The organism is Streptomyces sp. CBMA156, from assembly GCF_014596515.1.
In the GTDB taxonomy this organism is placed as follows: domain Bacteria; phylum Actinomycetota; class Actinomycetes; order Streptomycetales; family Streptomycetaceae; genus Kitasatospora.
Window position 1 is genome coordinate 1 of record NZ_MSJQ01000253.1, and the last position, 24,843, is coordinate 24,843.

Genomic DNA, 24,843 nt, shown 5'->3' on the forward strand with positions numbered 1-24,843 from the left:
ATGGTCCACAGGTACACCGTGTGCAGGGCGTCGGAGTAGGCCTGGATGATCGGCGCGGCCTGGTCGGCCGGCAGCTGGTGCAGGCCCTGGGGGCTCTCGGCGGCGCGGCCGAGCACGGCGGGGACGGGGCCGGTGAGCCGGGCGGCGGTGTCCGTCGGGGCCGGGGTGGTCATGCGAGGGTGAGCTTGTGGGCGGCCTTGCGGACGTCGTCCTGGTGCTTGAGGATCACCCCGAGGGTGTCCCGGACGACCGTCTCGTCCAGGGTGTCGGCGCCGAGGGCCAGCAGGGTGCGGGCCCAGTCGATGGTCTCGGCGACGGACGGCGCCTTGCGCAGTTCCATCGCGCGCAGCGCGCCGACGACCCTGACCAGCGACTCGGCCAGCGTCGCGTCCAGTTCCGGCACCTTGAGCCGGACGATCCGGCGCTCCAGCTCGGCCTCGGGGTAGCCGAGGTGGAGGAAGAGGCAGCGGCGGCGCAGCGCCTCGGAGAGCTCACGGGTGGCGTTCGAGGTGAGCAGGACGAAGGGGCGGCGGCTCGCGGTGATGGTGCCCAGTTCGGGGACGGTGACCTGGAAGTCGCTGAGCACCTCCAGCAGCAGCGCCTCCACCTCGACGTCGGCCTTGTCCATCTCGTCGATCAGCAGCACGGTGGGCTCCTCGCCGCGGATCGCGGTGAGCAGCGGGCGGGTGAGCAGGAACTCCTCGCCGAAGATGTCGGTGCGGGCCTCCTGCCAGCCCTCGTCGCGGCCGGCGGTGATCCGCAGCAGCTGCTTGGCGTGGTTCCACTCGTAGAGCGCGCGGGCCTCGTCGATGCCCTCGTAGCACTGGAGCCGGACGAGGCGGGCGTCGCCGATCGCGGCCACGGCCTTGGCGAGTTCGGTCTTGCCGACCCCGGCGGGGCCCTCGACCAGCAGCGGCTTGCCGAGCCGGTCGGCGAGGAAGACGGTGGTGGCCACGGCGGGGGAGGCCAGGTAGCCGGTGGCGGCCAGCTGGTCCGCGGCGTCCGCCACCGAGGTGAAGAAGCCCGTGCCGTGCCCGTCGCTGCTGCTCATCCGCCTGCCCCGTTCCGGTTCGCCGTCTGCGTGCGGCGCCACCCTACCGGCCGGTCACTTCGCTGTCTCGGGGGTGGGCGTCGGGGCCCCGGGCGGTGGTAGGGGGGCGGGTGCGGCGGAGCGGCGTACGGCCCGGTGAGGGTGCCGTACGCCGCCGTCGTCAGGGCGGGCCCGGTGAAGCCGGGTAAGCCTGGTGGGCCCTCAGGCGCGTCCGGGCGTCAGTTGACGAACAGGAGCGGGCTGCCGGCGACGGTGCTGTCGACGACCGGGCCGTAGGTGGCGCTGAAGTAGCCGGTCGCGAAGCACAGGCTCGGGCCGGATACCAGGGCGAACGGCTGGCCGGCGAAGCCGATGGTGTTGCCGGTGTTCGAGGTGGTGCCGTTGATCCCGGTGGCGCTCTGGTAGTTGCAGTTGACGCTGCCCAGGATGGTGCTGAGCACCACGGTGGTGCCCATCGCGCCGGACGCGCCGGGGGTGAGCTTGACCGGGTTGCCCGGGGCGTCGCTGACCGTGTTGGTCCACGGCAGGTTGGTGACGGTGATGCTCTTGACGCCCGTGACGCCCAGGACGTTGGAGGTGCAGGAGCCGAAGGTCTGGGCGTCGAGCCGCTCGACGGCGCTGCCGGGGGCGGCCGGGTTGGAGGTGACGGTCGCCGAGAAGGAGGAGGCGGCGCACTTGATGCCGCTCGTCCCGGTGGCGCTGTTGTAGAAGGTCGCGAAGGAGCCGGAGACCAGGTTGGCGGTCAGCACGTCGCCGACTGCGACGGCCGGGCCGGTCGGGCTGCCTGTGGTCAGGACCGCGCCGGCGGCCTGGGCGGGTGCCACGGCCGCGCCGGTGAGGGCGAGGGTGGCGAGGGCGGCGGTGGCGAGGGTGCGACGGATGCGCATGAGGGTACCTCTCTCCGTCCGGTGGACGGGTGGGGGAAGCCCGGCGTGCGGGTGTGGTGGTGTGCACGACGGGGGAGGGGCAGAGGATGCCGGAGGTGTCGTACCGGAGGTGTCGTACCGGAGGTTTCGGCGCAGGCCGAGGGCCGGGCGGGCCCGGCGCCACGGGCCCGTCCGTGCGGTACGGCGGTGCGACGCACGCGGTGATCGGCGTGCGGCGGTGCGGTGGTACGGCCTTGCGTACGGTCGGCGGCGTGGAACACCGCGGCACCGCGCCGTTCGGTCGGGGACGTGCGGTGCCGCGCGGGCGCATGGACGGCTGCCGCCGTCGCGAGCCCGCGCCGCCGTGGTCCCGTGCCCTGGGCTTTCGCCCCGGGCCGACGGTGCCCCCGGAGGTTCCGGCCGGCGGGGGCCTGCTCGCCCGCCGGTTGGAAACCTGTCAGTGTTGTAAACCCGGTCTTCCGTCAGTGTCAAGACAGCACACAGGAGTTGGTGATGGATCGGAAGTACCCCCGCGGAGCCGACGTGGTCCTGCTGCCGGGTGCCAGGACCGGCCGTGACCCGGCCCGCTCGATCAAGCCGGGGCCGCGCCGGCTGCCCGCGGGCGTGGTCGCCGCGACCCAGCGCGAGCGGCTGCTGGACGGGCTGGTGCGGACCGTCGCCGAACGCGGCTACCAGCACGCCACGATCAGCGACATCTGCCGTGCCGCGGGCGTGACCAGGCCGGTCTTCTACGAGCTGTTCAGCGGCAAGGAGGACGCCTTCCTGGCCGCGCACCGGTACGGCACCGGGGTGGTGGTGCAGCGGATGACGGTGGCCTTCGCGGCCGAGCCGGACTGGTGCCGGGCCGTCCGGAAGGGGCTCGGCGTGATGCTCCAACTGCTCGCGGGAACGCCCGCGTTCGCCACGATGGCGGTGATCGAGGTCGAGGCGGTCGGGCCGGCCGGGCGGCGTGCGCGGGCCCAACTGCTCACCAGGTTCCGGTCGTTCTTCGCCGAGGTGCCCCAACTGCCCGGCGGGCTGGAGTCGAAGGAGATGGTGGACGCCGTGGTGGGCGGCGTGTACAGCACGGTCTACCGGTGGATCGACTCCGGCCGGACCGAACAACTCCTTGACCTCCTGCCGGTGTTGAGCATGTTCTGCCTGTCGCCCTTCCTCGGCCCGGCGGAGGCGGCCGAGCGGTTGGGGGTGAGGGACTGGCCGAAGCGGGTCGCGGATTGGTGAAGATCCTCCGTGCACCCGTATTGACCCGGCCAATACCGGGCAGTAGCTTCCCAGTTACCCACCGCGTGCCGACCGGACGTGCCCCGCTGCCGAGGGGCGGACGGCCCGGCCGGTGCGGGGAACGCTGTCCGCGCCAGGACAACGTGCCAGTGCCTGCACACCCATCCACCCACAGGGAGCACACATGGCCATGTCCGAGGACGCCGCCGCGGCGGCCGACACCCCACAGGCGCCGAGCGGGCCGCGAAGGGGCCGGGTACGGATGAAGCGGACCGCCCTGATGGCCATACCGGCCGTCGCGGCCGGGGGCGTCCTGATGGCGCTCACCGCCCAGGGCGTGCTCGCCGCCCAGTTCTCCATCTCCGGCATGCCGTTCACCATCACCGCCGACAAGCTGGACGGTGAGGGCTTCGCCCAGTTCGGCTCGCTGGACTCGATGATCCCCGACAGCCCGAACGCCGGCTCCACCGGCGGTCAGGTGCTGGTCGCGGTGTCGGCGATCAAGAAGGCCGAGATCACCAACCTGTGCCAGAGCGTCGACCTCGGCGGCATCAACCTGGTGATCCACGCGGGCGACGGCGCGACCCCCGTCACCGCCTCCGACCTCACCACCGACTCCGACCTGCTGTCCGGCGACGCGGAGTTCAAGAACATCGAGATCGGCGGCGACGCCAGCACCTTCACCAAGGCCGGCCCCGTCGGCAAGGGCAACCCCGGCGTCTTCGGCCAGCAGGCCGACCACGTCACGCTGACCCACCTCAACCAGCACAACTACGCGAGCACCGCCGTCGGGTTCAAACTGCCCAACCTGCGGCTGAGCTTCAGCTCCACGGGCTGCTGACCGTGAAGGAGTCCGTACCGGAACCGGCCGGCACCGGCGAGGGCACCGCGGCACGGGCCGAGGAGGTGGCGGCCGAGGGGACGGCGGCCACGCCCGCCCATGCCGAGGCCTCCCCCGCCGCCGACCCGGCCGCACGCCCGGTCAAGCGCGACTGGCGGGGCAGGCGGCCGTTCTGGGGCGGGCTGCTGGTCACGCTCGGCGGCGCCGAGATCCTGTTCACCCTGAAGGCCCCGCTGCCCGTCATCCTGCACATCGGGGTGGCAGGGATGGCCGGGTACCTGGTGCCGGCGGTGATGCTGCTGTGCGGCCTGCTGATCCTGTTCAACCCGGCTCAGCGGCTGTTCTACTCCATCCTCGCCGTGCTGGCCGCGCTGGCCAGCTGGGTCACCTCCAACCTGGGCGGATTCCTGATCGGGATGATGCTCGGGGTGGTCGGGGCCTGCCTCACCTTCGGGTGGCTGCCCGACCAGCCGCTGCGCCAGGGCCGGCAGCGGCGGCTGGAACGTCGGGAGGCGCGCCGGGCCGGAGCCTGACGGCGGTGCCCCGGGTCCTGGTGGCGGAGAGCGCCGGGGCGTGGGGCACCCTTCCGTCGGTCCCGCCGGTGCCGCGGCCGGCCCTGGCGTCCGTGCCATCGCCGGTTCCTCGCCGGTTCCCCGCGGGCTCTCCGCCGGTTTCCGGCGTTCCGGGCGGATTCGTCGGCCCTGCCGCGCGCGGCGGCCGGACACCGTCGCGTAACGACCGTCACATCCGCAAGGGGTCGAAGGTCCCGGGTCCGTCCGGGGCGATCGGCCCTTCTCGCGCTCGACGGGTCGGCAGTTCACTGGGCGGGACATGGACAACAGCAGCAGCATGAGCACTGGCACCGCCACCGCCGTCTCTTCCGCCACCGCCGAGTACGACCGCCTGATCGCCCGCCATCACGCGATGCGCCTGCGACGCCAACTCCTCGCCCCGTCCGCCTCGGCCGGCGGCGACTTCGGGTACGGCGCGCACGGGGCGTACGGCGAGGACGGCGGCTACGACGGCGCCGCCGACCAGCACCTGATCCGGCGCGACCTCGACCTGATCTCCCCGCTCGCCGACCTGATCGACCACCTCTACGCGGTGATGTTCAGCCACCGCCCCTACCTGCGCCCGCTCTTCCCCGCCTCGATGGAGTTCCAGCAGCTCCACCTGGAACGGATCTTCCACCACCTGATCGACCACCTCGACCGCCCCGCCGAACTGGAGCAGACACTGCGCCAACTCGGCCGGGACCACCGGAAGCTGGGCGTCAGGCCGGTGCACTACGAGGCCTTCGAGGAGGCCCTGTGCACGGCAGTCCGGCACCGGGCCGGCGAACGCTGGACCGAGGAGCTGGAGGGCGCCTGGGTGCGGATGCTGCGCTTCGCCGTCGGCGCGATGGTCGCCGGCGCCGACTCGGCGCTCACCGAACCCCCGTACTGGCACGCCGTGGTGACCGGCCACGAGCGCCGCCGCCCCGACCTCGCCGTGCTGCGGGTGCGCACCGGCGAGCCGTACCCGTACCTGGCCGGGCAGTACGGCACCGTCGAGCACCCGGCGCTGCCGCACACCTGGCGGCAGTACTCGATGGGCTGCGCCCCGCGCGCCGACAACGAGCTGGAGCTCCACGTCCGCCGCACCGGCCCCGGCGGGGTCAGCGCCGCGCTGGTCGGGCACACCGGGGTCGGCGACCGGCTGCGCCTCGGCCCGCCGCGCGGCAGCCTGCTGCCCGACGGCGACGCCCGCGACCTGCTGCTGGTCGCGGGAGGCACCGGCCTCGCCCCGATGAAGGCGATCGTCGAGCAGCAGGCCGCCCACCGGCCGACCGGCCGCCGGGTCCACCTGTTCGTCGGCGCCCGGGACCGCGCGGACCTCTACGACTGGCAGGCGCTCGCCGAACTCGGCTCGCACAAGCCGTGGTTGAGCGTGACCCCGGTCACCGTCGGCGAACTCGCCGACACCGTGGCGGCGGCCGGCGACTGGCGCGAGCACCTGGCCTGCGTGACCGGCCCGGTCGGCATGGTCGGCTCCGTCCGCACCCGGCTGGCGGCGGCGGGACTGCCGTCGACACAGGTGCGGTTCGACCAGGCGCTGTTCCGGTGAGGCCGGCCCGGTGTCCGGCGCGGCGTCCGGCCTGGTGTCCGGCCCAGCGTCCGGCCCCGGGCGCTCAGCGGAAGCAGTAGGAGTCGGAGGAGGCGTCGCCGCCCGCCAGGTGGGTCTGGTGGACGCGCAGGCCCCGGAAGTCGGCGCCGTGCGGGAAGAAGCGCTCGTCGACGCTCAGCCCGCCGGCCTCCGGGTCGGCGTCCAGCTTGACCATCCAGGGCTCGATGCCGTCCGGGTAGAACTGGTCGTCCCAGGCGCCGTAGAGCGAGTTGGTGAGGTACACCCGCCGGCCGTCCCGGCTGATCTCCACCATCTGCGGCGCCCCGCTCAGCGGACGGTCCGGCTCGGCCGGGTGCGGGGTGCGGGCGACGATCCCGCCGAGCCGCACGGAGCCGGCCAGCCGGGGGTGGAACGGGTCCGAGACGTCGTACTGGAACAGCTCGCCGGTGCCCCACGCGGAGACGTACAGCCAGCGGTCGTCCACCGACAGGTTGATGTCGGTGACCAGCGGCGGCACCGCGCCGAACGGCTGCAGCGCGGGCGGCAGGTCCTCGGCCTTGGCCGGTTCGGCGGGGATCTCGATCACCTTGCGCGCGGTGAACGCCGGCCCGTCCCGGTACCAGAGCCAGACCGAGGAGGAGAGGTCCTCGACGTTGGTGACCACCCCGGCGAAGCCCCACTCCGCCTGCGGGTCGTGCGCCGGGCGCAGCTCCAGCACCATCTGGTACTGGTCGCCCAGGTCCACCCGCTGGAGGTGGCGCCCGGAGTCCAGCTCCCAGAAGTGCAGCGCGTGCCCGTACTTGCGGCCGAGCAGGAGGTCGGGCACCACCCCGTCCTCGACCATCCACGGGGTGCCCCACTCGCTGGTGATGCCCACGTTGGTGCCCAGGTGCCACCAGACGTCGTACGCGAAGTTCTGCGGGCCGCGCTCGGTCTCCCAGGCGCGCAGCACCTCGAAGGTGGTGTGGTCGAGGAGCGCCACCCCGCCCGGGCCGTCGTCGCCCTCGGCACTGCCCAGGCAGGAGAGGAACACGCCGTCGGGACCGCAGTGCAGGGTGTGCGGGCGCGAGTAGCCGGCCTTGGCGGCGAGCTCCTTCGCCTCGATCGTCTTCACCAGGTGCGGGCGCACCGGGTCGGGGTGGGTGTCCAGCACGTGCAGCCGGGAGGAGCGCAGCCCGGGCAGCAGCAGGTAGCGCCGCTCCGGGTTCTCGTGGCAGGCGTGGGCGAGGGCGCTGGAGCAGGCGTTCCACCCGAAGTGGTGCAACTCGTCGCCCAGCGTCGGCAGTTCGGCGAAGTTCAGCACCTTCCCGTAGCTCGCCGAAGCCGGATCGGTGTCGACGCTGAGCAACGCGTCCGGCTGCTGCCCCGACCGGTCGAACCCGGCCACGTACGCCAGCCGCTCCGGCGGCGCGGCGATCGCCTCGGCCGCCGAACGGTAGAGCGACGGATCGGAATGCCCGTGCTGCATGCAAACTCCCCAACTCGCCTGGTCTGTCCGGGAAGCGTTCCACACAACCACCGGCGCACAGCAGGCGCACGAGGGAGCTGCCAGGAGGCGCGGGCGGCCACCCCGCGCCGGTGCGCACCAGGGAGCCCGCCCCGACCGGAGTCGAAAGCATTGCGATCATCACATCCCAGCAGGTCGGCGGTGCCGGGGCGGAGCAGGGCGGAGCCAGTACAGTCGGGTCCATGGAGTTCCGTGAAGACATCCTGGGTGCCCCCTACGAGGCGGCCGAACTGACGCTGCGGCCGGACGACGAGGGGGCCGTGTGCGCGACGCTCGTGCGCAGGCTCGTGCCCGGGGCGGAACGGGCCGTGCTGTACGTCCACGGGTACAACGACTACTTCTTCCAGACCAACCTCGCGGACCACTACACCGCGCTCGGGTTCTCCTTCTACGCCCTCGACCTGCGCAAGTACGGGCGCTCGCTGCGCCCCCACCAGTCGCCGAACTTCGTGCGCGACCTCGCCGAGTACGACGAGGAGATCGACGCGGCGGTCCGGATCATCCGGGAGACCGACGGGCACCGGCAGCTGCTGCTCAACGGGCACTCCACCGGCGGCCTGATCGGCGCGCTGTGGGCGGGCCGTCGCGCCGGGCGCGGGCTGGTGGACGGGCTGTTCCTGAACAGCCCGTTCCTGTCGATGCCGGCCGCGCCCGCGGTCCGCACGCTCGGCGGGCCCGCCGTGACGGCGCTCGGGCGACTGGCGCCGACCCGGGTCCTGCCGTCCGCGCTCAACCCGCACTACACCCACAGCCTGCACAAGGACCACCAGGGCGAGTGGGACTTCGACCTCACCCTCAAGCGCCCCGAGAGCTTCCCGCTGTACGCGGGATGGCTGTCGGCGATCCACCAGGGCCACCGGCGGCTGCACCGGGGCCTGGGGATCGACGTGCCGGTGCTGCTGATGGCCTCGACCAGGTCCGTCTCCACCACCAAGTGGCACAACGCGCTGCACCACGCCGACGCCGTGCTGCGCGCCGACGACATCGCCGCGCAGGGGCCGCTGCTGGGGAGGCACGTCACCATCGTCCGGATCGAGGGCGGCATGCACGACCTCGTGCTGTCCGGCGAGAAGGCCCGCACCCGGGTCTTCGCCGAGCTGGACCACTGGCTCGCGGCGTACCTGGACGTACGGCCGGTCGGGGAGCACGCGTGACCTCGGAGCACGACGCGGACGACTCGCACGACTCACACGACTCGCACGACTCGCACGACTCGGACGGGCACGAGGGGCGCGACGAGCCGGTGCCGGTCGGCCGGCAGACCGACCTCGGCTTCGCCAAGCTCATGCCCGACCTGGACCGGGACGGCGGCTGGCTGCTCACCCTGGACGGCACCCCGCAGTCCTACGTCGACCTCGCCGACCCCACCCACCTGGAGTTCGAGTACACCCGGCGCCTCGGCCACCTCGCCGACGCCCTCGCCCCCGCCGGGCAGCCGCTGGACGTGCTGCACCTCGGCGGCGGCGCGCTCACCCTGCCCCGCTACCTGGCCGCCACCCGCCCCGGCTCCCGGCAGCGGGTCGCGGAGGTGGACGGACCACTGCTCGACCTGGTCGCCGGGCACCTGCCCTGGCAGGGCCCCGGCGCCGACATCACCGCGACCGTCGGCGACGCCAGGGCGGCCCTCGCCGACGCTCCGGCCGGCTCGCAGGACCTGGTGATCGCCGACGTCTTCCACGGCTCGCGCACCCCCGCCCACCTCACCTCGGTCGAGTTCCTGCGGCTGGCGGCGGCCGCGCTGCGCCCCGGCGGCTGCTACGCGGCGAACCTGGCGGACGGCCCGCCGCTGGCCTTCGCCAAGGCCCAGGCGGCGACGGTGCGGGCGGTGTTCCCGTACGTCTGCCTGGTGGCGGAGGCCCCGGTGCTGCGCGGCCGCCGGTACGGCAACATCCTGCTGGCCGGATCGACGGCGCCGCTGCCGGTGGCCGCGCTGACCCGGCTGCTCGCGGGCGACATCTTCCCGGCCCGGCTCACCGAGGGCGACGACCTGGCCGCCCTGGTCGGCCGCACCGCCCCGGTGACCGACGCCGACGCCACCGACTCCCCGCCCCCGCCGGACGGCGCGTTCAGCATCGGCTGAGCCCTCCCGAGGGGCCCGGTGTCCCGGCCGAGATGATCAGCGTCCCGATGTGCCCGTCGGTCGGGGCGTCGAGCACGCGGGCCTCCGCCGACTCGACTGCTGTCGCGGGGATGTCGCGCGCCCGGCCCGAGCGGAAACGATGTACAGCACACCAGCCCCGGATCCGCCTGCCCCCAGGGCCTCGAAGGGCACCCCGGGCGGGGTGCCCTTCGTGTCTCCGCGTGCTCGTCAGCGACTCTTGAATACGAGTAGCGGCGCGCATGTTCCGAATTGGTCAGTCAGCCTGTCCGTAAGGAGCGTTCTGTTCTCTGACCATGGCTGGTTCAGCTGGGACACGCCCCCTTCTTCAGGGAGCTGATCTTGTTGTCCCAGGTGCTGTTGAGGTTGCCGCTGTCGCTCGCCGCAACGGCGGCATGGGATCCTCCGTAATTCTTGTCCATAAACACGCACCATGTCGAGCTCGTCCTGTTCCAGAGCGAGCTGATGTTGTTGTTCATGCCGAGGTCGGAGAGGTCGGCGGCACCTGACTGGAACCTCGCCATCGTGCCCGTACCGTTGGTACCGGTCCAGACGCAGAACCAGCCGGCGGGGCAGTCCGAGAAGGCGGCGACCGACGAGCCCTCCGCGATAGGCCCGGTGGACGCCTGGGCGGCGGGCACGGAGGTCATCATTCCGGCCGCAACAAACCCCAACGCGGCGCAGAGCCCTGCGAGTCTTTTCATTGAGTTCGACCCTTTCTTTCGGTTGATGCAAGGTCGGGAAGTCTGGCATTTGCCTCTCCCTCCATTTTCATGGCCTTGCCAGCCGGAAGAAATACCCTTGAAATTATGTGATTTTAGCCGGAATTGACTATTTTCACTCGGGCGGGTGCCCATCTAATCGAGGCAGTTTGTTCGTAGCCAAATTGCTCCGCTGGGTGAGTTCACTGGACCGCACTCGTCGCGGGCTGCGGAGACCACCAGGGCGGAGGAAGCCGGCCTGCGGACATCGGCCGCCCCGGTCCGCCAGGGGACGTGCGGGAGCAGGCCGGGGAGGTGTCCTACCGGATGCCGGACGGCACGCCGATCGGCCTCGCGCTCACCCGGGGCGAGGCCGCACGGAACACGGCGATCGGAGCCATCCACCAGGGCGAACCGTCGTGAACGTCGCCGGCGGCGGGACCGGGCGTGGGTCGGGCACCGCCGCTTGGTCCGCCGGCCGGTGCGTCGGTGCGCCGCCAGCCGGTGCGTCGGCGCGTCGGCGGAACGGGAGGTGCGGACGGGGTGTCAGAATCGGCGGGTTCATGCCCATGACGGGAACGCGACGGGAACACCTCCGGAGGAGTGAGCGATGAGTGGCGGCGGGGAGCGGCCGGAGCTGGGGCCGGTGCCGGAGACGGCGCTGTGGACGCTGTGGCACCGGGCGGTGGAGGCACGGCGGCCCGACAGCGTGCTGCCGGATCCGAAGGCGGTCGAGCTGGTGGGCCGGATCGACTACCCGTTCGCGGCGCGGTTCGGGGAGAGCGCGCTGGTGAGCCAGCTCCAGGCGCTGCGGGCCGGCTGCTTCGACCGTGAGGTTGCCGACTTCCTGGCCCGCCACCCGCGCGGCACCGTGGTCGGGCTCGGGGACGGCCTGGAGACGCAGGCCTGGCGGGTCGACAACGGCCGGGCGAGCTGGCTGTCGGTGGACCTGCCGGAGACCGCCGCGCTGCGCGAGCGGCTGCTGCCGCCGGACGAGCGGCACCGGATCGTCGCCCGCTCGGCCACCGACCCGGGCTGGATGGACGAGGTGGATCCGGCGAACGGGGTGCTGATCGCCGCCGAAGGGCTGCTGATGTACCTGCGGCCGCAGGAGGTCCGCGACCTGATCGCGGCCTGCGCCGAGCGCTTCCCCGGCGGGGCCCTGGTGCTGGACGCGGTGCCGCGCTGGTTCAGCCGGCGGGCCGTCGAGGGCAAGCTGCGGGACCGGTACTACCAGGCGCCGCCGATGCCGTTCGGCATGGACGCGGACGAGCGCGGCAAGCTGGCCGGCGCCCACCCCGCGGTCACCGACGTCCGCGAGGTGTACCCGCAGGGCGGGCGCCGACCGCTGAGCGCCCTGCTGCCGTTCGCGCGCCGGATCAAGCAGCGCCCGTCGGTCATCGCACTGCGTTTTGCCGAATCTTGAGGAAACGCTGGTCCGACTGGAACCATGGCACCCGGCCGCACGTCGTAACCACGGGTGAGCGGCCAGGGGGACAGGCCGCCCGGCACGTTACCCTGCCCTGAGGGGGAGCGGCGTCGTTGCCGCCATCGGACGAATTGCCGGGACCGGCCGCGGCTCCAGGGGGAGCGCGGCCGGTCCCGTCCTGCCACGGAGGGACTGGCCTTGCACATCGACGCCTGGATCGAGGGGATTCCGCCGACAGCGGTGTACGCCGTGGTCGGTCTGATCATCGGGCTGGAGTCGCTGGGCATTCCCCTGCCCGGCGAGATCGCCCTGGTCACGGCATCCCTGATGGCCGTCAAGGGTGTGGTGAGCCCGTGGGGCGTCGCGATCGTCGCGATCCTCGGCGCGATCATCGGCGACTCGATCGGCTACTCGATCGGGCGCAAGGGCGGCAAGCCGCTCTTCGAGAAGCTGGGACGCAGGTTCCCCAAGCACTTCGGGCCCTCGCACCTGGCCACCGCCGAACGCTCCTTCCAGAAGTGGGGCATGTGGGCGGTCTTCTTCGGCCGCTTCATCGCCCTGCTGCGCATCTTCGCCGGACCGCTCGCGGGCGCGCTGAAGATGCCGTACTGGAAGTTCCTGATCGCCAACGTGCTGGGCGGCATCGTCTGGGCCGGCGGCACGACGCTGCTCATCTACAAGGTCGGCAAGAAGATCGAGCCGTGGCTGTCCCGGTTCTCCTGGGCGGGCCTGGGCGCGGCCCTGGTGATCGGCCTGCTGTCGGCCTGGATCATGAAGCGCCGTGCCGCCAAGACGCACGCCAAGCTGGAGGCGGAGGAGGCGGCCAGGGCCGCTGCCGCCGCCAAGGAGCCGGTCACCGACTGACCGGTGGTCCCGAGGTCGTCCACAGCGACCGTCAGTGACCGTCAGTGACCGTCGCGGTGCCCTCGGGCCCTCGGAGTAGCATCGGCCGGGTACCTGCCGATCTTGCACTCTGGAGGGCCCGATGGCTTCGCAGCCGACGTGGGATGCCGTGGACGCGTACTTCTCCGACACGTTGGTCGGACACGACCCGGTGCTGGCGGGCGCCCTGGCCGCCGCCGACGAAGCCGGGCTGCCGAAGATCGCGGTCGCCCCCAACCAGGGCAAGCTGCTGCACCTGCTGGCGCTGACCCAGGGCGCCAGGCGCATCCTGGAGGTCGGCACGCTCGGCGGCTACAGCACCATCTGGCTGGCCCGGGCGCTGCCCGCCGACGGCACCCTGATCACCCTGGAGCTAGACCCCCGGCACGCCGAGGTCGCCCGGGGCAACCTGAAGGCCGCCGGGCTGGACGGCGTCGCCGAGGTGCGGCTGGGCCGGGCCGCCGACTCCCTGGCCGGGCTGGTGGAGCAGGGCGTGGAGCCCTTCGACCTGGTCTTCATCGACGCGGACAAGCCGAGCAACCCGGAGTACTTCCGCCGGGCGCTCCAGCTGACCGCGCCCGGCTCGCTGATCATCGTCGACAACGTGGTGCGCGGCGGCGCGGTCGCCGACGCGGACAGCGACGACCCCGCGGTGATCGGCACCCGGGCGGTGCACGAGCTGATCGCGGCCGAGCCGCGGGTCACCGCCACCTCGGTGCAGACGGTCGGCAGCAAGGGCTACGACGGCTTCACCCTGGTCCGCGTCCAGAGCTGAACCCGGCAACCTGATCAACCCCACCCACCCCGCTCACCGGAGAACGGAGACATCGTCGTGCGGATCGGACTGCTGGGCACCGGCCCCTGGGCGGAGCGGGTGCACGCGCCCGTCCTGGCCGAGCACCCCGGGCTGGAGTTCACCGGCGTCTGGGGCCGCCGGCCGGAGGCGGCCGAGGCACTGGGCGCGGCCCACGGCGTGCCCGGGTACGCCGACCTCGACCGGCTGCTGGCCGAGGTGGACGCCGTCTCCATCGCGCTGCCCCCGACCGTGCAGGCGGGCCTCGCGGTCCGGGCCGCGGAGGCCGGCTGCCACCTGCTGCTGGACAAGCCGGTCGCACTGACCGTGCCGGACGCGAGGGCGGTGGCCGAGGCGGTGCGCAAGCACGCGGTCGCCTCGGTGGTCTTCTTCACCGTGCGCTTCGGCGGCGACCAGATCCCGTGGATCGAACGGCAGGCGGAGCTCGGCGGCTGGTTCACCGGCCGCTCGGACTGGCTCGGCTCGGTGTTCGCACCCGGCAGCACCAGCCCGTACGCGGCCTCGCCCTGGCGGGTGGAGAAGGGCGCGCTGTGGGACGTCGGTCCGCACGCGCTGTCCGTCCTGCTGCCGGTGCTGGGCGACGCCGCGCACGTGACGGCGGCGCTCGGTCCGCTGGACACCGTGCACCTGGTGGTGCGGCACGCCGGCGGTGCTTCCAGCACCCTCGCGCTCAGCCTCACCGCACCGCTCGCGGCGGGCGGGACGGGCATGGAGCTGCGCGGCGAGCACGGCGTGGTGCACCTGCCCGAGCGGGGCGAGGGCCCGGTCGCGGCGCTGCACCGGGCGCTGGACGCCCTGCGGGCCTCGGCCGCCTCCGGTGAGCCGCACCCCTGCGGGGCCGACTTCGGCCTGCGGGTGGTGGAGATCCTCTCCGCCGCCGAGCGGTCACTGGCCATCGGCGCGACGGTGGCCGTCTGAGCGGGTCCGTCCGAGCAGATGACGCGCGCGTGACGCGGCTGGGCCCGGTGCGGAGGAACATCCGGCACCGGGCCCAGCCGCGTCGTCCGCCTCAGTCCGGCAGCGGCGGACGATCCGAGGACGGGCGGCGGTCGGTGGGGCGGGCCGGCGGGATGACCGGGGAGCGGAAGTCGCGCGGGCCGGTCCACAGAGCGGGGACGGCGTCGCCGCGCCGGGCCATTTCGTACGCCAGTGCCTCGTAGTTGACCCGCCAGCCGCGGAAGTGCGCCCAGGCGTCCTCGACCGGGCGCTCGTGCGGGAAACCGGCCGCGGTGATCATCGCGACGGCGCCCAGGTACTCGGCGTAGGTCAGCCGGATCGGGACGTCCGGGTCGGGGTCCGGGTCGAAGTCGAACCGCAGGGCGCGGGCGATGTCGCGCAGCGCGGTGAAGCCGGCCCGGAGCACCAGCCGGGCCTCGGGCGGGGCCGAGCGGGGGCAGAGCGCCAGGTGGAGGGCGGCGGCGTCCATCACGGCGATCAGCCCGACCACCCAGCTGCGGTTGGGCTGCGGGGAGCGGAAGGAGAGCAGCACCGGGTAGTTGGAGTGGCTCTCGCCGATGTCGGCGGCCAGCCGCTCCCAGTCCCGGTAGAGCTGGGGGAGTGCGGTCTCGGTGTCCACCAGGGACTGGCGGGCGAGCAGCTCGGGGCCCCACGCGGGTTCGCCGGCCCGGGACTGGAGCAGCGTCACCTCGGTCTCGCGGCGCTGGTAGGCGGCGTAGAGGGTCGGCAGGTAGGAGATCTGGAGGGCGACCACCAGCGGGCCGCTGGCGGCGGCCAGGAAGTCGATCGCGGAGAGCTGGAGCCGCTCGCCGCTGGCGAAGCCGAGGGTGAACAGGCTGGACCCGGCCTCGCGCACGGACACCGACCAGCTCAGCTCGGAGGTGCCGTGCAGCAGCAGGGTGTAGGCGGTCAGCATGCCGCTGAGCCACACCCCGAGCATGCCCAGCAGCACCAGCGGCGCCAGCCAGGTGAGTGCCCGGTCCTGTGCGTGGTAGCCCCCGACCGGCATGGCGAACAGCCGCAGCAGCCGGCGCAGTCCCCGCCAGAGCCGCATCACCAGCGCCGAGTAGAGCCCGCGCGGAACGACCAGCGTGCGCAGGATGCTGCCGACGATCAGCAGGAGCAGCAGTGCGCCGAGCGCGGTCTGGATCATCCTCATGGCGACATTCTGGCGGTCGGCCGTGCCCGTCGTCGGCTGTGCCGGTCGTCGGCTGCGCCTGTCGTCCGTTGCGTCCGTCGTCCGCCGTACCTGCCCGGACCTGGGCGGTCGTCCGCGATGGCACATGGATATGACCATGATCACACCAATTCGAGGCCTACGTACTGACGTTCTCATGGCGTCTACGTGGACGGAGGGTCAGTCCCACGAGCGAATCGGAGACCGGACTGTGCGTGCTCAGCAAGACGGCGGGGCCGAGGAGGAGAAGCCCACGCGCCGGGGGTGGCGATCGTTAGGGCGTCCGCTCGGGTGGCGGATCCGGTGGCGACGCCCGTCGCTGCGGATCGACTACCCGCGCGGCGAACGGCGCGGGCTGCGCCGCTGGCTCCCGTCCTGGCGCCAGCTGCTGCTGGTGGGCGGTGTCCCGATGTCGGTGCTCACGGGCTGGCTGGTCTGGTTCTTCGTGAACACCCCGGTCCCGGAGGACCTGAACTCCTTCGCCACCCAGCAGAACAACGTCTACTACTGGGCGGACGGCACCGAGATGGCGCGGATCGGCCCGACCAACCGTCAGGAGGTGCCGCTCGGCCAGGTTCCGGAACCGGTGCAGTGGGCGGTGCTGGCGGCCGAGAACGCGACCTTCTACACCGACCCGGGCATCTCCGTGACCGGGATCGGCCGCGCCGTCGTCCAGATGGTGACGGGTGGTGACACCCAGGGCGGTTCGACCATCACCCAGCAGTACGTCAAGAACATCTACCTGAACCAGCGTCAGGACATGTCCCGCAAGCTCAGCGAGATCGTCATCGCGATCAAGCTGGACGACCGGATGAGCAAGCAGGACATCCTGGCCGGCTACCTGAACACCAGCTGGTTCGGGCGCGGCAGTTACGGCATCGAGCGTGCCGCCGCGGCGTACTACGGCAAGGACGTCTCCCAGCTCGACCCGAGTGAAGGCGCCTTCCTGGCCGCCGTGTTGAAGGGCGCCGGGCAGTACGACCCGGCGATCAGCGCGGAGAACCGCAAGCGCGCCGAGGAGCGGTGGTCCTGGACCCTGGACCGGATGGTGGAGGTCGGCAAGCTCTCCGCCGCCGAGCGCGCCCGGTACACGGTGTTCCCCGAGCCGAGGCCGCAGCCGAAGTCGGCGGGCCTGAGCGGCCAGACCGGGTACCTGGTGGACACGGCCCGCTCGTACGTGGAGACCCACAGCGGCATCACCCCGGCCCAGTTCGACCTGGGCGGCCACCAGATCCGCACCACCTTCGAGAAGCCGAAGGTCGACGCCCTGGCCGCGGCCGTGAAGGAGGGCACCGCGGGGATCGACCCGGAGGGCCGGGAGGCCGACAGGTTCCTGAAGGTCGGTGCCGCCTCGGTCACCCCCGACGGCCGGATCGTCGCGCTCTACGGCGGTGTCGACTACCTGAAGCAGGGCTTCAACACCGCCAACACCACCACGGTGCCGATCGGTTCGGCCTTCACCCCGCTGGTGTACGCCGCCGGGCTCGGCCAGGGCGCGCAACGGGAGCGGGGTGGCAAGCGCACCCCGGTGACGCCCACCACGACGTACAACGGGGACAACGGCGTGAACGTGATGACGCCGGAGGGGCCGTACTGGGGGCGGGACGGGAAGATCGTCAAGACCGCCAACGACGGCAAGCGCAACTGGGGACCGGTCACCCTGCGCGGCGCGGTGGAGCAGTCCGTCAACGGACCGCTGATGCAGCTCGGCATGGACGTCGGCCTGGACCAGGTGCAGAAGACCGCCACGGACCTCGGCCTGCTCCCGAGCAGCGTGGGCGAACTGGTCCCGGCCCTCGGGGTCGGCAACTCCACCCCCAGCGCGATCCGCGCCGCCGACGCGTACGCCGCCTTCGCGGCGGGCGGCAGCCACACCGACCCGTACTCGGTGCTCGGGATCTCCCGCAACGGCGTGCCGCTCCCGCTGCAACTGCCCGCCTCCGCCCAGGTGCTGACGGCCGCGGTGGCGGGGGAGGTGGACGCGGCGCTCAAGGGTTCGGTGCGCGACGGCGCCGCCAGGCCGGTGGCGGAGGCCGGCCCGGGCCTGGCCGCCAAACCGGGGAGCACCCCGGACCGTACGGCGGGGTGGATGGTCGGCTACAACGGGCAGCTGGCGACGGCGGTCACCGTGTTCCGGGCGGACCTGAAGGACATGAAGCTGCTGTCCCTGGAGGGCCTGGGCGGAGCCGCGCCGGACGCCCCCGACTCGGCGGTGCCGACCCGGATCTGGACCTCCTACATGAAGTCGGCGGCCGGCGGCCGGTAGCTCCTGGCCCCGCGCTCGCCGGTGCCGTTCTCGCGGGTGCCGTCCTCGCCGGTACCGTCCTCGGCGGTACCGGCGAGCGGTCCGGCCCGGTGGTCGGAACCGCTTCTCCGGCGAGCCGGTCATCCCAGGTCAAGGAGTATTCCGCGGATCGGAGCCGGGCCCGGGCGGTATTGCCGAAGCGCTGCGTCTAGACAGGTTGTGCCCGTGGAAATACAGTGAGTTTCGGGCCTGCTGCAGCAGGAAAGAAACGAGGGGGCGGGCGGGGAAACACGAATGGCGGCTGCAATGCCGTCCTGTCGTGCATGGTGGTGGGGGTCGGGGTTTCTTTTCGCGGGAATCGGCTCGCAGAGTCGGCGCGCCGCACGTTTCCTCCCGGAAATTCCCTGCCATTTCGACGGCATACCTGCCGAACCCGACGCATCCCTCGGGCCCGGTGTTCATTCAGCGCCGCAAAGGCTGTCGGCGGCGGCGCTGCTTCGATTCGTCCGTGAAACGCCCAGACGAAAGGAGAGGCCATCATGCCCCTGTCGGCAGCTGACCTCGCAAAGCTCGGAGACGCACCGATCACGATCCAGTCGACGTTCTTCCCGAACATCTACCTGCGCATGGACGGCACCGGGGTGACCAGCTTCACCGGCCCCGGCGGCGGCAAGGTTAACTGTCAGTACGGCAGCGGTCCCTGGACGGCGTACAAGGTCCGGCCGCAGGCCGACGGCTCGTACGCCTTCGAGTCGGCGGCTTTCCCGAACGTGTTCCTGCGGTTGGACGGCACCGGGGTCCCCGCCAACATGGCCGGGGGAGGGGTCGTCAACTGCCAGTACGGCGCCTTTCCCTACGAGAAGTTCAACCTCCGCGCCCAGGCCGACGGTTCCTTCTCCTTCGAGTCGGGGGCCTTTCCGGGTATTTTCCTGCGCCTGGTGACCGACAGCGGGGTGACCACCGCCACCGGCCCCGGGGGGACGGTGAACGGCCAGGTCAACGCGAACGGCGGCGGGCACGAGAAGTTCTACCTCGAAAAGGCCTGACATCCGGGCGGCCCGGGGGAAATCGACCCCTGGGCCCTCGCGGTAGGCCGACGGTGAGCTGCCCGCGCCCGGGCCGATTCTGATGAATGGGTCCGGATGACATTCCTGCGGCATTTCCCGGGGCGCGAGCGGAAAAGCGAAAGTGCCTTCTGTGCCGGCAGAGCGGGGCTTGTCGAAAGCCTCCGTATCAGGCCGGCCGGAAGGCACTTTCGCATGCGCCGTCCGGGCCGCGGGACCGGGCTCAGGTGAGGGTGGCGTCCAGGAACGCGCGCCAGGCGGCGTGGACTCGCTCGGCGTGGCGGTCGGAGGTGTGTGGGGCGTGGCTGTTCCCGTTCCCGTCGCCGTCGGTGTTGCCGTCGTCGGCGTCGTCGGCGGCGAGGAGGTCGAGCAGCAGCCCGCGGAGGACGGCGAGCACCACGGTGGGATCGGCCCGGGAGCCGTCGAGCACGCGGCCCAGGGGTGGCAGCCACTCGTCGAGCGAAGCGGTGCCGAAGTCGAGCCAGGGCTCGCGGTGGCCGAAGGCGCGGACGTAGCCCTCGAAGAACAGCCGCAGCGCGCCCCGGTGTCCGGGCTCCGTCAGCCACTCCCAGAGCAGTTCGAGGGTCTCGCGGGCGCTGCCGCCCTCGGCCTCCGAGCGTTCCAGCAGCGCCAGTTGCTCGGCCCGCCCGACGGCCAGGACCTCCCGGACCAGTTGCTCCTTCGAGCCGAACAGGTACAGCAGCACGCGCGGACTGGAACCGATCCCGGCCGCCAGCGGGCGCAGCGAGAGGTCGGACACGTTGTGTTCGGCGACGTAGCGGACGGTCGCGGCGAGGATCTCCTCGCGGCGCGGCGACGGACGGGAGGGCGCGTTGGCGGAGTCGGGCACGTGGTCTATCGTTCCACTGAAACGAGTGTTTCAGTGGAAGGGATCGCCACCATGGCCGCCACCGCAGCCGGAGCCGGAGCAGCCGGACCCGCCGGAGTCGGAACCGGAGCCGCTTCCGTCGGAGTCGCCGCCGTCGGAGCCGCCGGAGTCGCGACGATTCGCGAGGCCGTCCGCCCCGGAGACCTCGGCGCCGTCGCCGCCCTGCACGGCGTCCTCTACACCCGGGAGTACGGCATGGACCAGACCATGGAGGCCTACGTCGCCGCCGGCATGGCCGAGCTGGTCCTCGCCAGGGTCGACGAGGGCGACGCGGCACCCGGCCGGCTGTGGGTCGCCGAACTCGACGGGCGCGTCGTCGGTGCCATCGGCCTCGTTCGGGCGTCGGAGCGTCAGGGCTGGGGCCAGCTGCGATGGGTGATCCTCGCCCCGGAGGCCCGCGGCTGGGGCCTCGGCGGGCAGCTGCTGACCACCGCCCTGGCCGAGGCCAGGGCCCGTTCGTACGAGGGCGTGCTGCTCTGGACGGTCGCCGGCCTCGACGCCGCCCACCACCTCTACGCGAAGGCCGGTTTCGAGCTCACCGTCTCCCGGCCCACCCGCAAGTTCGGCCTCGACACGGTCGAGCAGCGGATGGACCTGCGGTTCTGAGACGGTCCTCGGGTGACCTGTGCCGGTCTTCGGCCGATCCGGTCGCTCCGGACGTCCCGCCCGGCGGAATCGCGTTGTACGGCCGCGCGCCGACCGTCTACTCTCACGTCAACGACGTGTAGCTCAGCAGCAGAGCACCGGGCTCTGACCCCGGAGGGCGCAGGGGCGGAACCTGCCACGTCGGCTTATGGACGACGACGCTGACCAGCAGCACCCCACCGGAGCCGGGGCACCCGGGACGGTCCCGGCCTACCCGCGGCACCAGCTGGCCCGGGCGCTCCTCACCTCCCTGACCCACGCCGACGTCGACACCCGGCGCCGCGCCGAGGCCCGCGCCGACCGCTGGCGCGCCGTGCTCGCAGGGGGCACCGACGGGCGGCTCACCGTCGGCTCGCGCACCCCCGTGGCCGGGCTGCCCGCCTGGGTGACACCCGAGGTCGTCCGGGGCGGGTTCGCCACCTCCGCCGCGAGCGCCGAAGGGCCGCTCCAGCCGTACGAGCGCGAAGCCGCAGTCCTCGCCGGGGTGCCGGCCGAACGCGCGGCGCTCTTCGCCCACTGCCTCACCGAACCCGGCCTGGCCCGGCTGAACGACCTGCTCGACACCGGCCGCTACGAGGTGACCGTGCCCGAGGAGGCGGCACTGCTGACGGTCGCCTGGCTGCTCCGGGCCGGGGACACGGCCGCCGCGCTCGACCTCCTCGACACCCTCGAACCCTTCGCCGCCCGGCTCCGCTTCACACCCCGGCCCGCCATCCTGCCCCCGCCGGACCCGGAGGCCGTGCACCGGCGCACCGTCGGCGACGCCGTCACCACCCTCGTCAGCCGACGGCCGAACACCGCCGTCGGGACGCAGCGCGAAGCGCTCACCGTCTGGCAGCCGTTCGCCGACCGGCTGCTCACCCACTGGCTGGAGGCGGCCGACGACACCGGACGGTTGCCGGAACGCCTGCCCGGCGGAAGCTGGCGCAAGCGCGGCGCGCTGCTCCTGCACCAGTACGAGGAACTCGCCGCGGCCCACACGCGCTGCACCAAGCACCGCAGCCCGAAGGAGAACCTCGGCATCCTGCGCGGCGCCCTCGCGGAAGCCGTCGCCGGCCGGGCGCTGGACGCACGCCGCCTGGGACTGCTGCGGCACGCGGTGGACTCCATGCTGCGCCGCCGCGGCCGCCCCGGCTCGGCCGCGCACACCGACCTGCGCGCCCGACACGCCGTCCAGGCGGCCCTGCCCTCCCACCACGACCTCGCCCAACTCGTGCTGCGTCGGCTCGCCGTGCAGCCCCAGGAGGTGGGCGCGGCCGAGGTCGAGCCGCTGGTCGCCGACGTCTCCGTCGAGGAGGCCGAGGAGACCGGGCTGCCCGTGGGCGCGGTCGTGCCCGCGGCGGTCCGCCACGTCGTGGAGGCGACCCTGAGCGCCCCGATCGGCACGCTCGTCGAGCGCGGCGTCGTGCCCTCGGCGGAAGTGCTGGCCGAACTGGTGCCCCAACTCGTCGCCGCCACCAGCGCCGAGGCCCACCCGGACGCGGCGCTGCGCACCCTCGCCGCCGCCAACTACCGGGCGTTCCGCAACCGCCGCTCGCTGCTCCTGCTGAACCTCGCCTCGCAGGTGCGGATCGAGGAACTGCCCTGGGTACGGGCGGTCGCCGCCCACCGCGCCGACGAGGACGGCCGCGGGCCAGCCCGCGTGGCACTGCGCCGGCTCGGCGAACTGGCCGTCCAGGCGTTCCCCGGCACGCTCCTGCCCAACCCGCTGGTACGCGAACTCGCCGTCCTCGCCCGCCAGTCCGGGGCCGACGCGCCGCTGGTGGAGGAACTGGCGGCGGACATCTTCATGGGTGCTTTCAGCCCGAAGTTCGTCGCTGCGGCGGGCGTGGCGGCGGACCTGCTGGAGGGCACGCTGTACGAGCGGTACTACGGCATCGACTACGCGGCGCTGCGAGAGGCGGGGGAGTCGGGGGAGGCGGGGCCGGGCCGGTTCGCCGAACTGTGCGCCCGGCGTGCCGGGACGGGCCCGGAGTGGTCGGTCACCGCCAACGGGATGGTCATCGAGCAGGCCCAGATCCTCACCACCCACAACCTGGCCACCCTGGTCGCCCGGGTCGGCATCAGCCCGAGCCCCGGCTGGGAGGACCTCGCCCGGCGCAGCTTCGCCACGGTCTGCCGCAAGACGGCCCGCATCCAGGGCAACCCGCGCCCCCGGCCGGCGATCAAGGACGCCGCGTACGCGTGGCGGCACCTGGTGTTCCAACTCTCCCTGTGCACCGTCGAGTCACAGGAACGGACCGTCGCCGGACTGTACGAGGAACTGGCCCGCCACCCCGCCCACGTCGCCGCCCGCCTCGCCCGAGCCCTCACCGGCCTCGGCCAGGCGGCCGCCGGCGGCTCGGCGAGCGAGGGCAAGGGCCGGGTCCTCCTTGGCTGGACCACGGGCCGGCACTGGATGTGCTCCGACCCGTGGACCTGACACGCCGCCACGGCGGCGGCTGACCCCCGCGGGTGCGGGGAGGCCTTGGTGGTGAAGCCGCCCTTGGCGAAGGGAATCGGCTGACCCCCACCGACGCGGGGAAGCCACCTTCAACGGTCACGACCTGGAACTGCACGGCTGACCCCGGCGGATGCCGGGAGGACACACGGGCAGAACTGCCCGCTACCGCCGTCACCGGCTGACCCCCGCGGGTGCGGGGAAGGCGCGCGGTGCTTCGTGTAGCGGCGGTGCGCGTTCGGCTGACCCCCAAGGGTGCTGGGGAGGCATCAACGCGTCGAGTAGGCCGAGGTACTGCTCCGGCTGACCCCCGCGAGGGCGGGGAGGACGGCTCATGGAGCCGTGTAGCAGACTGTGGAACCGGCTGACCCCCGCGGGTGCGGGGAGGACCCGCCATTGATCCCAAGATTGGCCGTCGGAGTCGGCTGACCCCCGCGGGTGCGGGGAGGACTTCGGGTGGCGGCCCCCGTGGTGGCCGCGACCCGGCTGACCCCCGCGGGTGCGGGGAGGACGCCGGACACCGCGGCCAGGCGCCGCGCGACGTCGGCTGACCCCCGCGGGTGCGGGGAGGACCGGCTCCCCACGCCGGGGACGGTCTCGATCAACGGCTGACCCCCGCGGGTGCGGGGAGGACTCCTCGGCCGTTCCGAAGTCGCTGATCGTCTCCGGCTGACCCCCGCGGGTGCGGGGAGGACGGGGCCGAGCTGGCGGTGAGCGACCAGACGGCCGGCTGACCCCCGCGGGTGCGGGGAGGACAGTACCAGGCCGGGATCATGCCGGACGAGGAACGGCTGACCCCCGCGGGTGCGGGGAGGACACGGAGACGGTGGGGAACTCGGAGCGGGAGAGCGGCTGACCCCCGCGGGTGCGGGGAGGACGAACTGTCGCAGATGAGGGACCCGGAGCAGTTCGGCTGACCCCCGCGGGTGCGGGGAGGACAGCACGGTGGTGGCCGTAGTGGGTCTGTCCACCGGCTGACCCCCGCGGGTGCGGGGAGGACCGCGTCAGCCACATCCGCAACGACGCATCGAGCGGCTGACCCCCGCGGGTGCGGGGAGGACAAGGAGCGGGAACGGGCGCGCAAGCGCGCCGGCGGCTGACCCCCGCGGGTGCGGGGAGGACACCGGATCCGGTGCCGGCCAGCGCGGCCACACCGGCTGACCCCCGCGGGTGCGGGGAGGACCTCACCGGCGCGGCCGCGACCTGGTGGGCCGTCGGCTGACCCCCGCGGGTGCGGGGAGGACTGGTCGTGGAGGGCGACGGCGCAGGAATGCTTCGGCTGACCCCCGCGGGTGCGGGGAGGACTGACCGGCGAGTTCCGGCGCGGTGATGTCCCCCGGCTGACCCCCGCGGGTGCGGGGAGGACGGGCAACTGCACGACGGCTACGACAACTACACCGGCTGACCCCCGCGGGTGCGGGGAGGACTGGTGATACCGCGCTGCCGCTCCTCCGGCGCCTGGCTGACCCCCGCGGGTGCGGGGAGGACCCTTCGCCACCTGCGGCGATTCGGCGGCTTTGCCATTTCTTTGCCTTGCTGTCGTGCTGTTTTTCAAGTGCCTGGCAGCGCGCCGGAGATGTTGAGGTGTCAAGGATCTCGTGAATCATCCCATGCGTTGCTCCCGCTGGCGTTCGACGGCCGCCGGTATGCGGGCCGGGTGTACACACGAGGGACAGTGGGCTCCGTCCGTGGCTGAGATGTTCAGCTGAACCACCCTGCGGATTACCGCCATTCGAGGTTTGACCAGTCGCCTGCCGGCCGACTGCTGGTAGGCCGAGGCAGGGGAGGCAGGTCAGCCCATCGCACTTGGTCGGGGCTGCCGGGAGGCCGAATCGAAGAGGGGTGCGAGTGGAGCGCACCCGTACCCGACGACACGGCAGCTCGCGGCC

At 72.8% G+C, this 24,843-nt stretch carries 21 protein-coding genes, 1 tRNA gene and 1 CRISPR repeat array; of the genes, 16 read left to right on the forward strand and 6 right to left on the reverse strand.

Annotated elements, in window-relative coordinates; translation table 11 throughout:
• Positions 1-169: 169 nt before the first annotated feature.
• Entirely contained in the window at positions 170-1,051 is an 882-nt protein-coding gene (locus BU198_RS21005; protein WP_188298400.1) for an AAA family ATPase, read from the reverse strand.
• A 218-nt stretch (positions 1,052-1,269) separates the two neighbouring features.
• Complete coding sequence (locus BU198_RS21010; RefSeq protein ID WP_188298401.1) at positions 1,270-1,938, reverse strand: Tat pathway signal sequence domain protein; 669 nt, start codon at positions 1,936-1,938, stop codon at positions 1,270-1,272.
• A 492-nt stretch (positions 1,939-2,430) separates the two neighbouring features.
• On the opposite strand from BU198_RS21010, the gene BU198_RS21015 reads away from it, so the two are divergent.
• The 4 genes from BU198_RS21015 (at position 2,431) to BU198_RS21030 (ending at position 6,106) form a co-directional block, all read left to right on the forward strand.
• On the forward strand, positions 2,431-3,159 hold the full coding sequence (locus BU198_RS21015; protein ID WP_188298402.1) for a TetR/AcrR family transcriptional regulator: 729 nt from the start codon (positions 2,431-2,433) through the stop codon (positions 3,157-3,159).
• Positions 3,160-3,343: 184 nt separating this feature from the next.
• The gene (locus tag BU198_RS21020) at positions 3,344-4,000 is read left to right on the forward strand and encodes a DUF6230 family protein (protein WP_188298403.1); all 657 of its coding nucleotides are present in this window, start codon (positions 3,344-3,346) and stop codon (positions 3,998-4,000) included.
• Between the two features lie 2 nt (positions 4,001-4,002).
• Positions 4,003-4,533, forward strand: coding sequence for a DUF6114 domain-containing protein (locus tag BU198_RS21025; protein WP_317620229.1), 531 nt, complete (start codon positions 4,003-4,005; stop codon positions 4,531-4,533).
• A 316-nt stretch (positions 4,534-4,849) separates the two neighbouring features.
• Complete coding sequence (locus tag BU198_RS21030; RefSeq protein WP_223244715.1) at positions 4,850-6,106, forward strand: globin domain-containing protein; 1,257 nt, start codon at positions 4,850-4,852, stop codon at positions 6,104-6,106.
• Positions 6,107-6,170: 64 nt separating this feature from the next.
• Here BU198_RS21030 and BU198_RS21035 read toward each other — a convergent pair whose 3' ends face one another.
• Positions 6,171-7,574, reverse strand: a complete 1,404-nt coding sequence (locus tag BU198_RS21035; RefSeq protein WP_188298405.1) for a selenium-binding protein SBP56-related protein — start codon at positions 7,572-7,574, stop codon at positions 6,171-6,173.
• 221 nt (positions 7,575-7,795) lie between these two features.
• Between BU198_RS21035 and BU198_RS21040 the strand changes: the two genes are divergently transcribed.
• A complete protein-coding gene (locus BU198_RS21040) occupies positions 7,796-8,767 on the forward strand; it encodes an alpha/beta hydrolase (protein ID WP_188298406.1) in 972 nt (323 codons plus the stop codon).
• Positions 8,768-8,898: 131 nt separating this feature from the next.
• Positions 8,899-9,693 carry a spermidine synthase gene (locus tag BU198_RS21045; RefSeq protein WP_188298438.1) on the forward strand — a complete coding sequence of 265 codons (795 nt, stop codon included), beginning with the start codon at positions 8,899-8,901 and terminating at the stop codon, positions 9,691-9,693.
• 323 nt (positions 9,694-10,016) lie between these two features.
• On the opposite strand, the gene BU198_RS21050 is transcribed toward BU198_RS21045, so the two are convergent.
• Positions 10,017-10,352, reverse strand: a complete 336-nt coding sequence (locus BU198_RS21050) for a peptidase inhibitor family I36 protein (RefSeq protein WP_188298407.1) — start codon at positions 10,350-10,352, stop codon at positions 10,017-10,019.
• A 354-nt stretch (positions 10,353-10,706) separates the two neighbouring features.
• Here BU198_RS21050 and BU198_RS43375 point away from each other — a divergent pair, with 354 nt between their 5' ends.
• From BU198_RS43375 to BU198_RS21070, 5 genes are all read left to right on the forward strand, one after another.
• A complete protein-coding gene (locus BU198_RS43375) occupies positions 10,707-10,835 on the forward strand; it encodes a hypothetical protein (RefSeq protein WP_262987051.1) in 129 nt (42 codons plus the stop codon).
• Between the two features lie 187 nt (positions 10,836-11,022).
• The gene (locus BU198_RS21055) at positions 11,023-11,838 is read left to right on the forward strand and encodes a class I SAM-dependent methyltransferase (RefSeq protein WP_188298408.1); all 816 of its coding nucleotides are present in this window, start codon (positions 11,023-11,025) and stop codon (positions 11,836-11,838) included.
• 201 nt (positions 11,839-12,039) lie between these two features.
• The gene (locus BU198_RS21060) at positions 12,040-12,705 is read left to right on the forward strand and encodes a DedA family protein (protein WP_188298409.1); all 666 of its coding nucleotides are present in this window, start codon (positions 12,040-12,042) and stop codon (positions 12,703-12,705) included.
• A gap of 121 nt (positions 12,706-12,826) precedes the next feature.
• Positions 12,827-13,498, forward strand: a complete 672-nt coding sequence (locus BU198_RS21065; protein WP_188298410.1) for an O-methyltransferase — start codon at positions 12,827-12,829, stop codon at positions 13,496-13,498.
• A 57-nt stretch (positions 13,499-13,555) separates the two neighbouring features.
• Positions 13,556-14,455, forward strand: a complete 900-nt coding sequence (locus BU198_RS21070) for a Gfo/Idh/MocA family protein (RefSeq protein ID WP_188298411.1) — start codon at positions 13,556-13,558, stop codon at positions 14,453-14,455.
• Between the two features lie 91 nt (positions 14,456-14,546).
• Here BU198_RS21070 and BU198_RS21075 read toward each other — a convergent pair whose 3' ends face one another.
• Positions 14,547-15,653: a hypothetical protein gene (locus tag BU198_RS21075; RefSeq protein WP_188298412.1), complete on the reverse strand. Its 1,107-nt coding sequence runs from the start codon at positions 15,651-15,653 to the stop codon at positions 14,547-14,549.
• A 229-nt stretch (positions 15,654-15,882) separates the two neighbouring features.
• On the opposite strand from BU198_RS21075, the gene BU198_RS21080 reads away from it, so the two are divergent.
• Together BU198_RS21080 and BU198_RS21085 are read left to right on the forward strand one after the other, a co-directional pair.
• Entirely contained in the window at positions 15,883-17,937 is a 2,055-nt protein-coding gene (locus BU198_RS21080) for a transglycosylase domain-containing protein (protein WP_317620230.1), read from the forward strand.
• 518 nt (positions 17,938-18,455) lie between these two features.
• Positions 18,456-18,962, forward strand: a complete 507-nt coding sequence (locus tag BU198_RS21085; RefSeq protein ID WP_188298414.1) for a hypothetical protein — start codon at positions 18,456-18,458, stop codon at positions 18,960-18,962.
• A 241-nt stretch (positions 18,963-19,203) separates the two neighbouring features.
• On the opposite strand, the gene BU198_RS21090 is transcribed toward BU198_RS21085, so the two are convergent.
• Positions 19,204-19,830: a TetR/AcrR family transcriptional regulator gene (locus tag BU198_RS21090; RefSeq protein ID WP_188298415.1), complete on the reverse strand. Its 627-nt coding sequence runs from the start codon at positions 19,828-19,830 to the stop codon at positions 19,204-19,206.
• Between the two features lie 51 nt (positions 19,831-19,881).
• Between BU198_RS21090 and BU198_RS21095 the strand changes: the two genes are divergently transcribed.
• From BU198_RS21095 to BU198_RS21105, 3 genes are all read left to right on the forward strand, one after another.
• A complete protein-coding gene (locus BU198_RS21095; RefSeq protein WP_223244716.1) occupies positions 19,882-20,475 on the forward strand; it encodes a GNAT family N-acetyltransferase in 594 nt (197 codons plus the stop codon).
• A 112-nt stretch (positions 20,476-20,587) separates the two neighbouring features.
• Positions 20,588-20,659 (forward strand) — tRNA-Gln (locus BU198_RS21100).
• Between the two features lie 3 nt (positions 20,660-20,662).
• Positions 20,663-22,936: a hypothetical protein gene (locus BU198_RS21105; RefSeq protein ID WP_188298416.1), complete on the forward strand. Its 2,274-nt coding sequence runs from the start codon at positions 20,663-20,665 to the stop codon at positions 22,934-22,936.
• A 318-nt stretch (positions 22,937-23,254) separates the two neighbouring features.
• Positions 23,255-24,442: a CRISPR direct-repeat array (repeat unit 29 nt; unit sequence CGGCTGACCCCCGCGGGTGCGGGGAGGAC).
• The last annotated feature ends 401 nt before the right edge of the window (positions 24,443-24,843 follow it).

Bases quoted from the DNA above. Each gene is read 5' to 3' on its own strand.
- BU198_RS21040 (WP_188298406.1), top strand. From the start codon at position 7,796: ATGGAGTTCCGTGAAGACATCCTGGGTGCCCCCTACGAGGCGGCCGAA.
- BU198_RS21085 (WP_188298414.1), top strand. From the start codon at position 18,456: ATGCCCCTGTCGGCAGCTGACCTCGCAAAGCTCGGAGACGCACCGATC.
- BU198_RS21015 (WP_188298402.1), top strand. From the start codon at position 2,431: ATGGATCGGAAGTACCCCCGCGGAGCCGACGTGGTCCTGCTGCCGGGT.
- BU198_RS21010 (WP_188298401.1), bottom strand. From the start codon at position 1,938: ATGCGCATCCGTCGCACCCTCGCCACCGCCGCCCTCGCCACCCTCGCC.
- BU198_RS21095 (WP_223244716.1), top strand. From the start codon at position 19,882: ATGGCCGCCACCGCAGCCGGAGCCGGAGCAGCCGGACCCGCCGGAGTC.
- BU198_RS21075 (WP_188298412.1), bottom strand. From the start codon at position 15,653: ATGAGGATGATCCAGACCGCGCTCGGCGCACTGCTGCTCCTGCTGATC.
- BU198_RS21105 (WP_188298416.1), top strand. From the start codon at position 20,663: ATGGACGACGACGCTGACCAGCAGCACCCCACCGGAGCCGGGGCACCC.
- BU198_RS21020 (WP_188298403.1), top strand. From the start codon at position 3,344: ATGGCCATGTCCGAGGACGCCGCCGCGGCGGCCGACACCCCACAGGCG.
- BU198_RS21005 (WP_188298400.1), bottom strand. From the start codon at position 1,051: ATGAGCAGCAGCGACGGGCACGGCACGGGCTTCTTCACCTCGGTGGCG.
- BU198_RS21065 (WP_188298410.1), top strand. From the start codon at position 12,827: ATGGCTTCGCAGCCGACGTGGGATGCCGTGGACGCGTACTTCTCCGAC.
- BU198_RS21035 (WP_188298405.1), bottom strand. From the start codon at position 7,574: ATGCAGCACGGGCATTCCGATCCGTCGCTCTACCGTTCGGCGGCCGAG.
- BU198_RS21030 (WP_223244715.1), top strand. From the start codon at position 4,850: ATGAGCACTGGCACCGCCACCGCCGTCTCTTCCGCCACCGCCGAGTAC.
- BU198_RS21045 (WP_188298438.1), top strand. From the start codon at position 8,899: ATGCCCGACCTGGACCGGGACGGCGGCTGGCTGCTCACCCTGGACGGC.
- BU198_RS21055 (WP_188298408.1), top strand. From the start codon at position 11,023: ATGAGTGGCGGCGGGGAGCGGCCGGAGCTGGGGCCGGTGCCGGAGACG.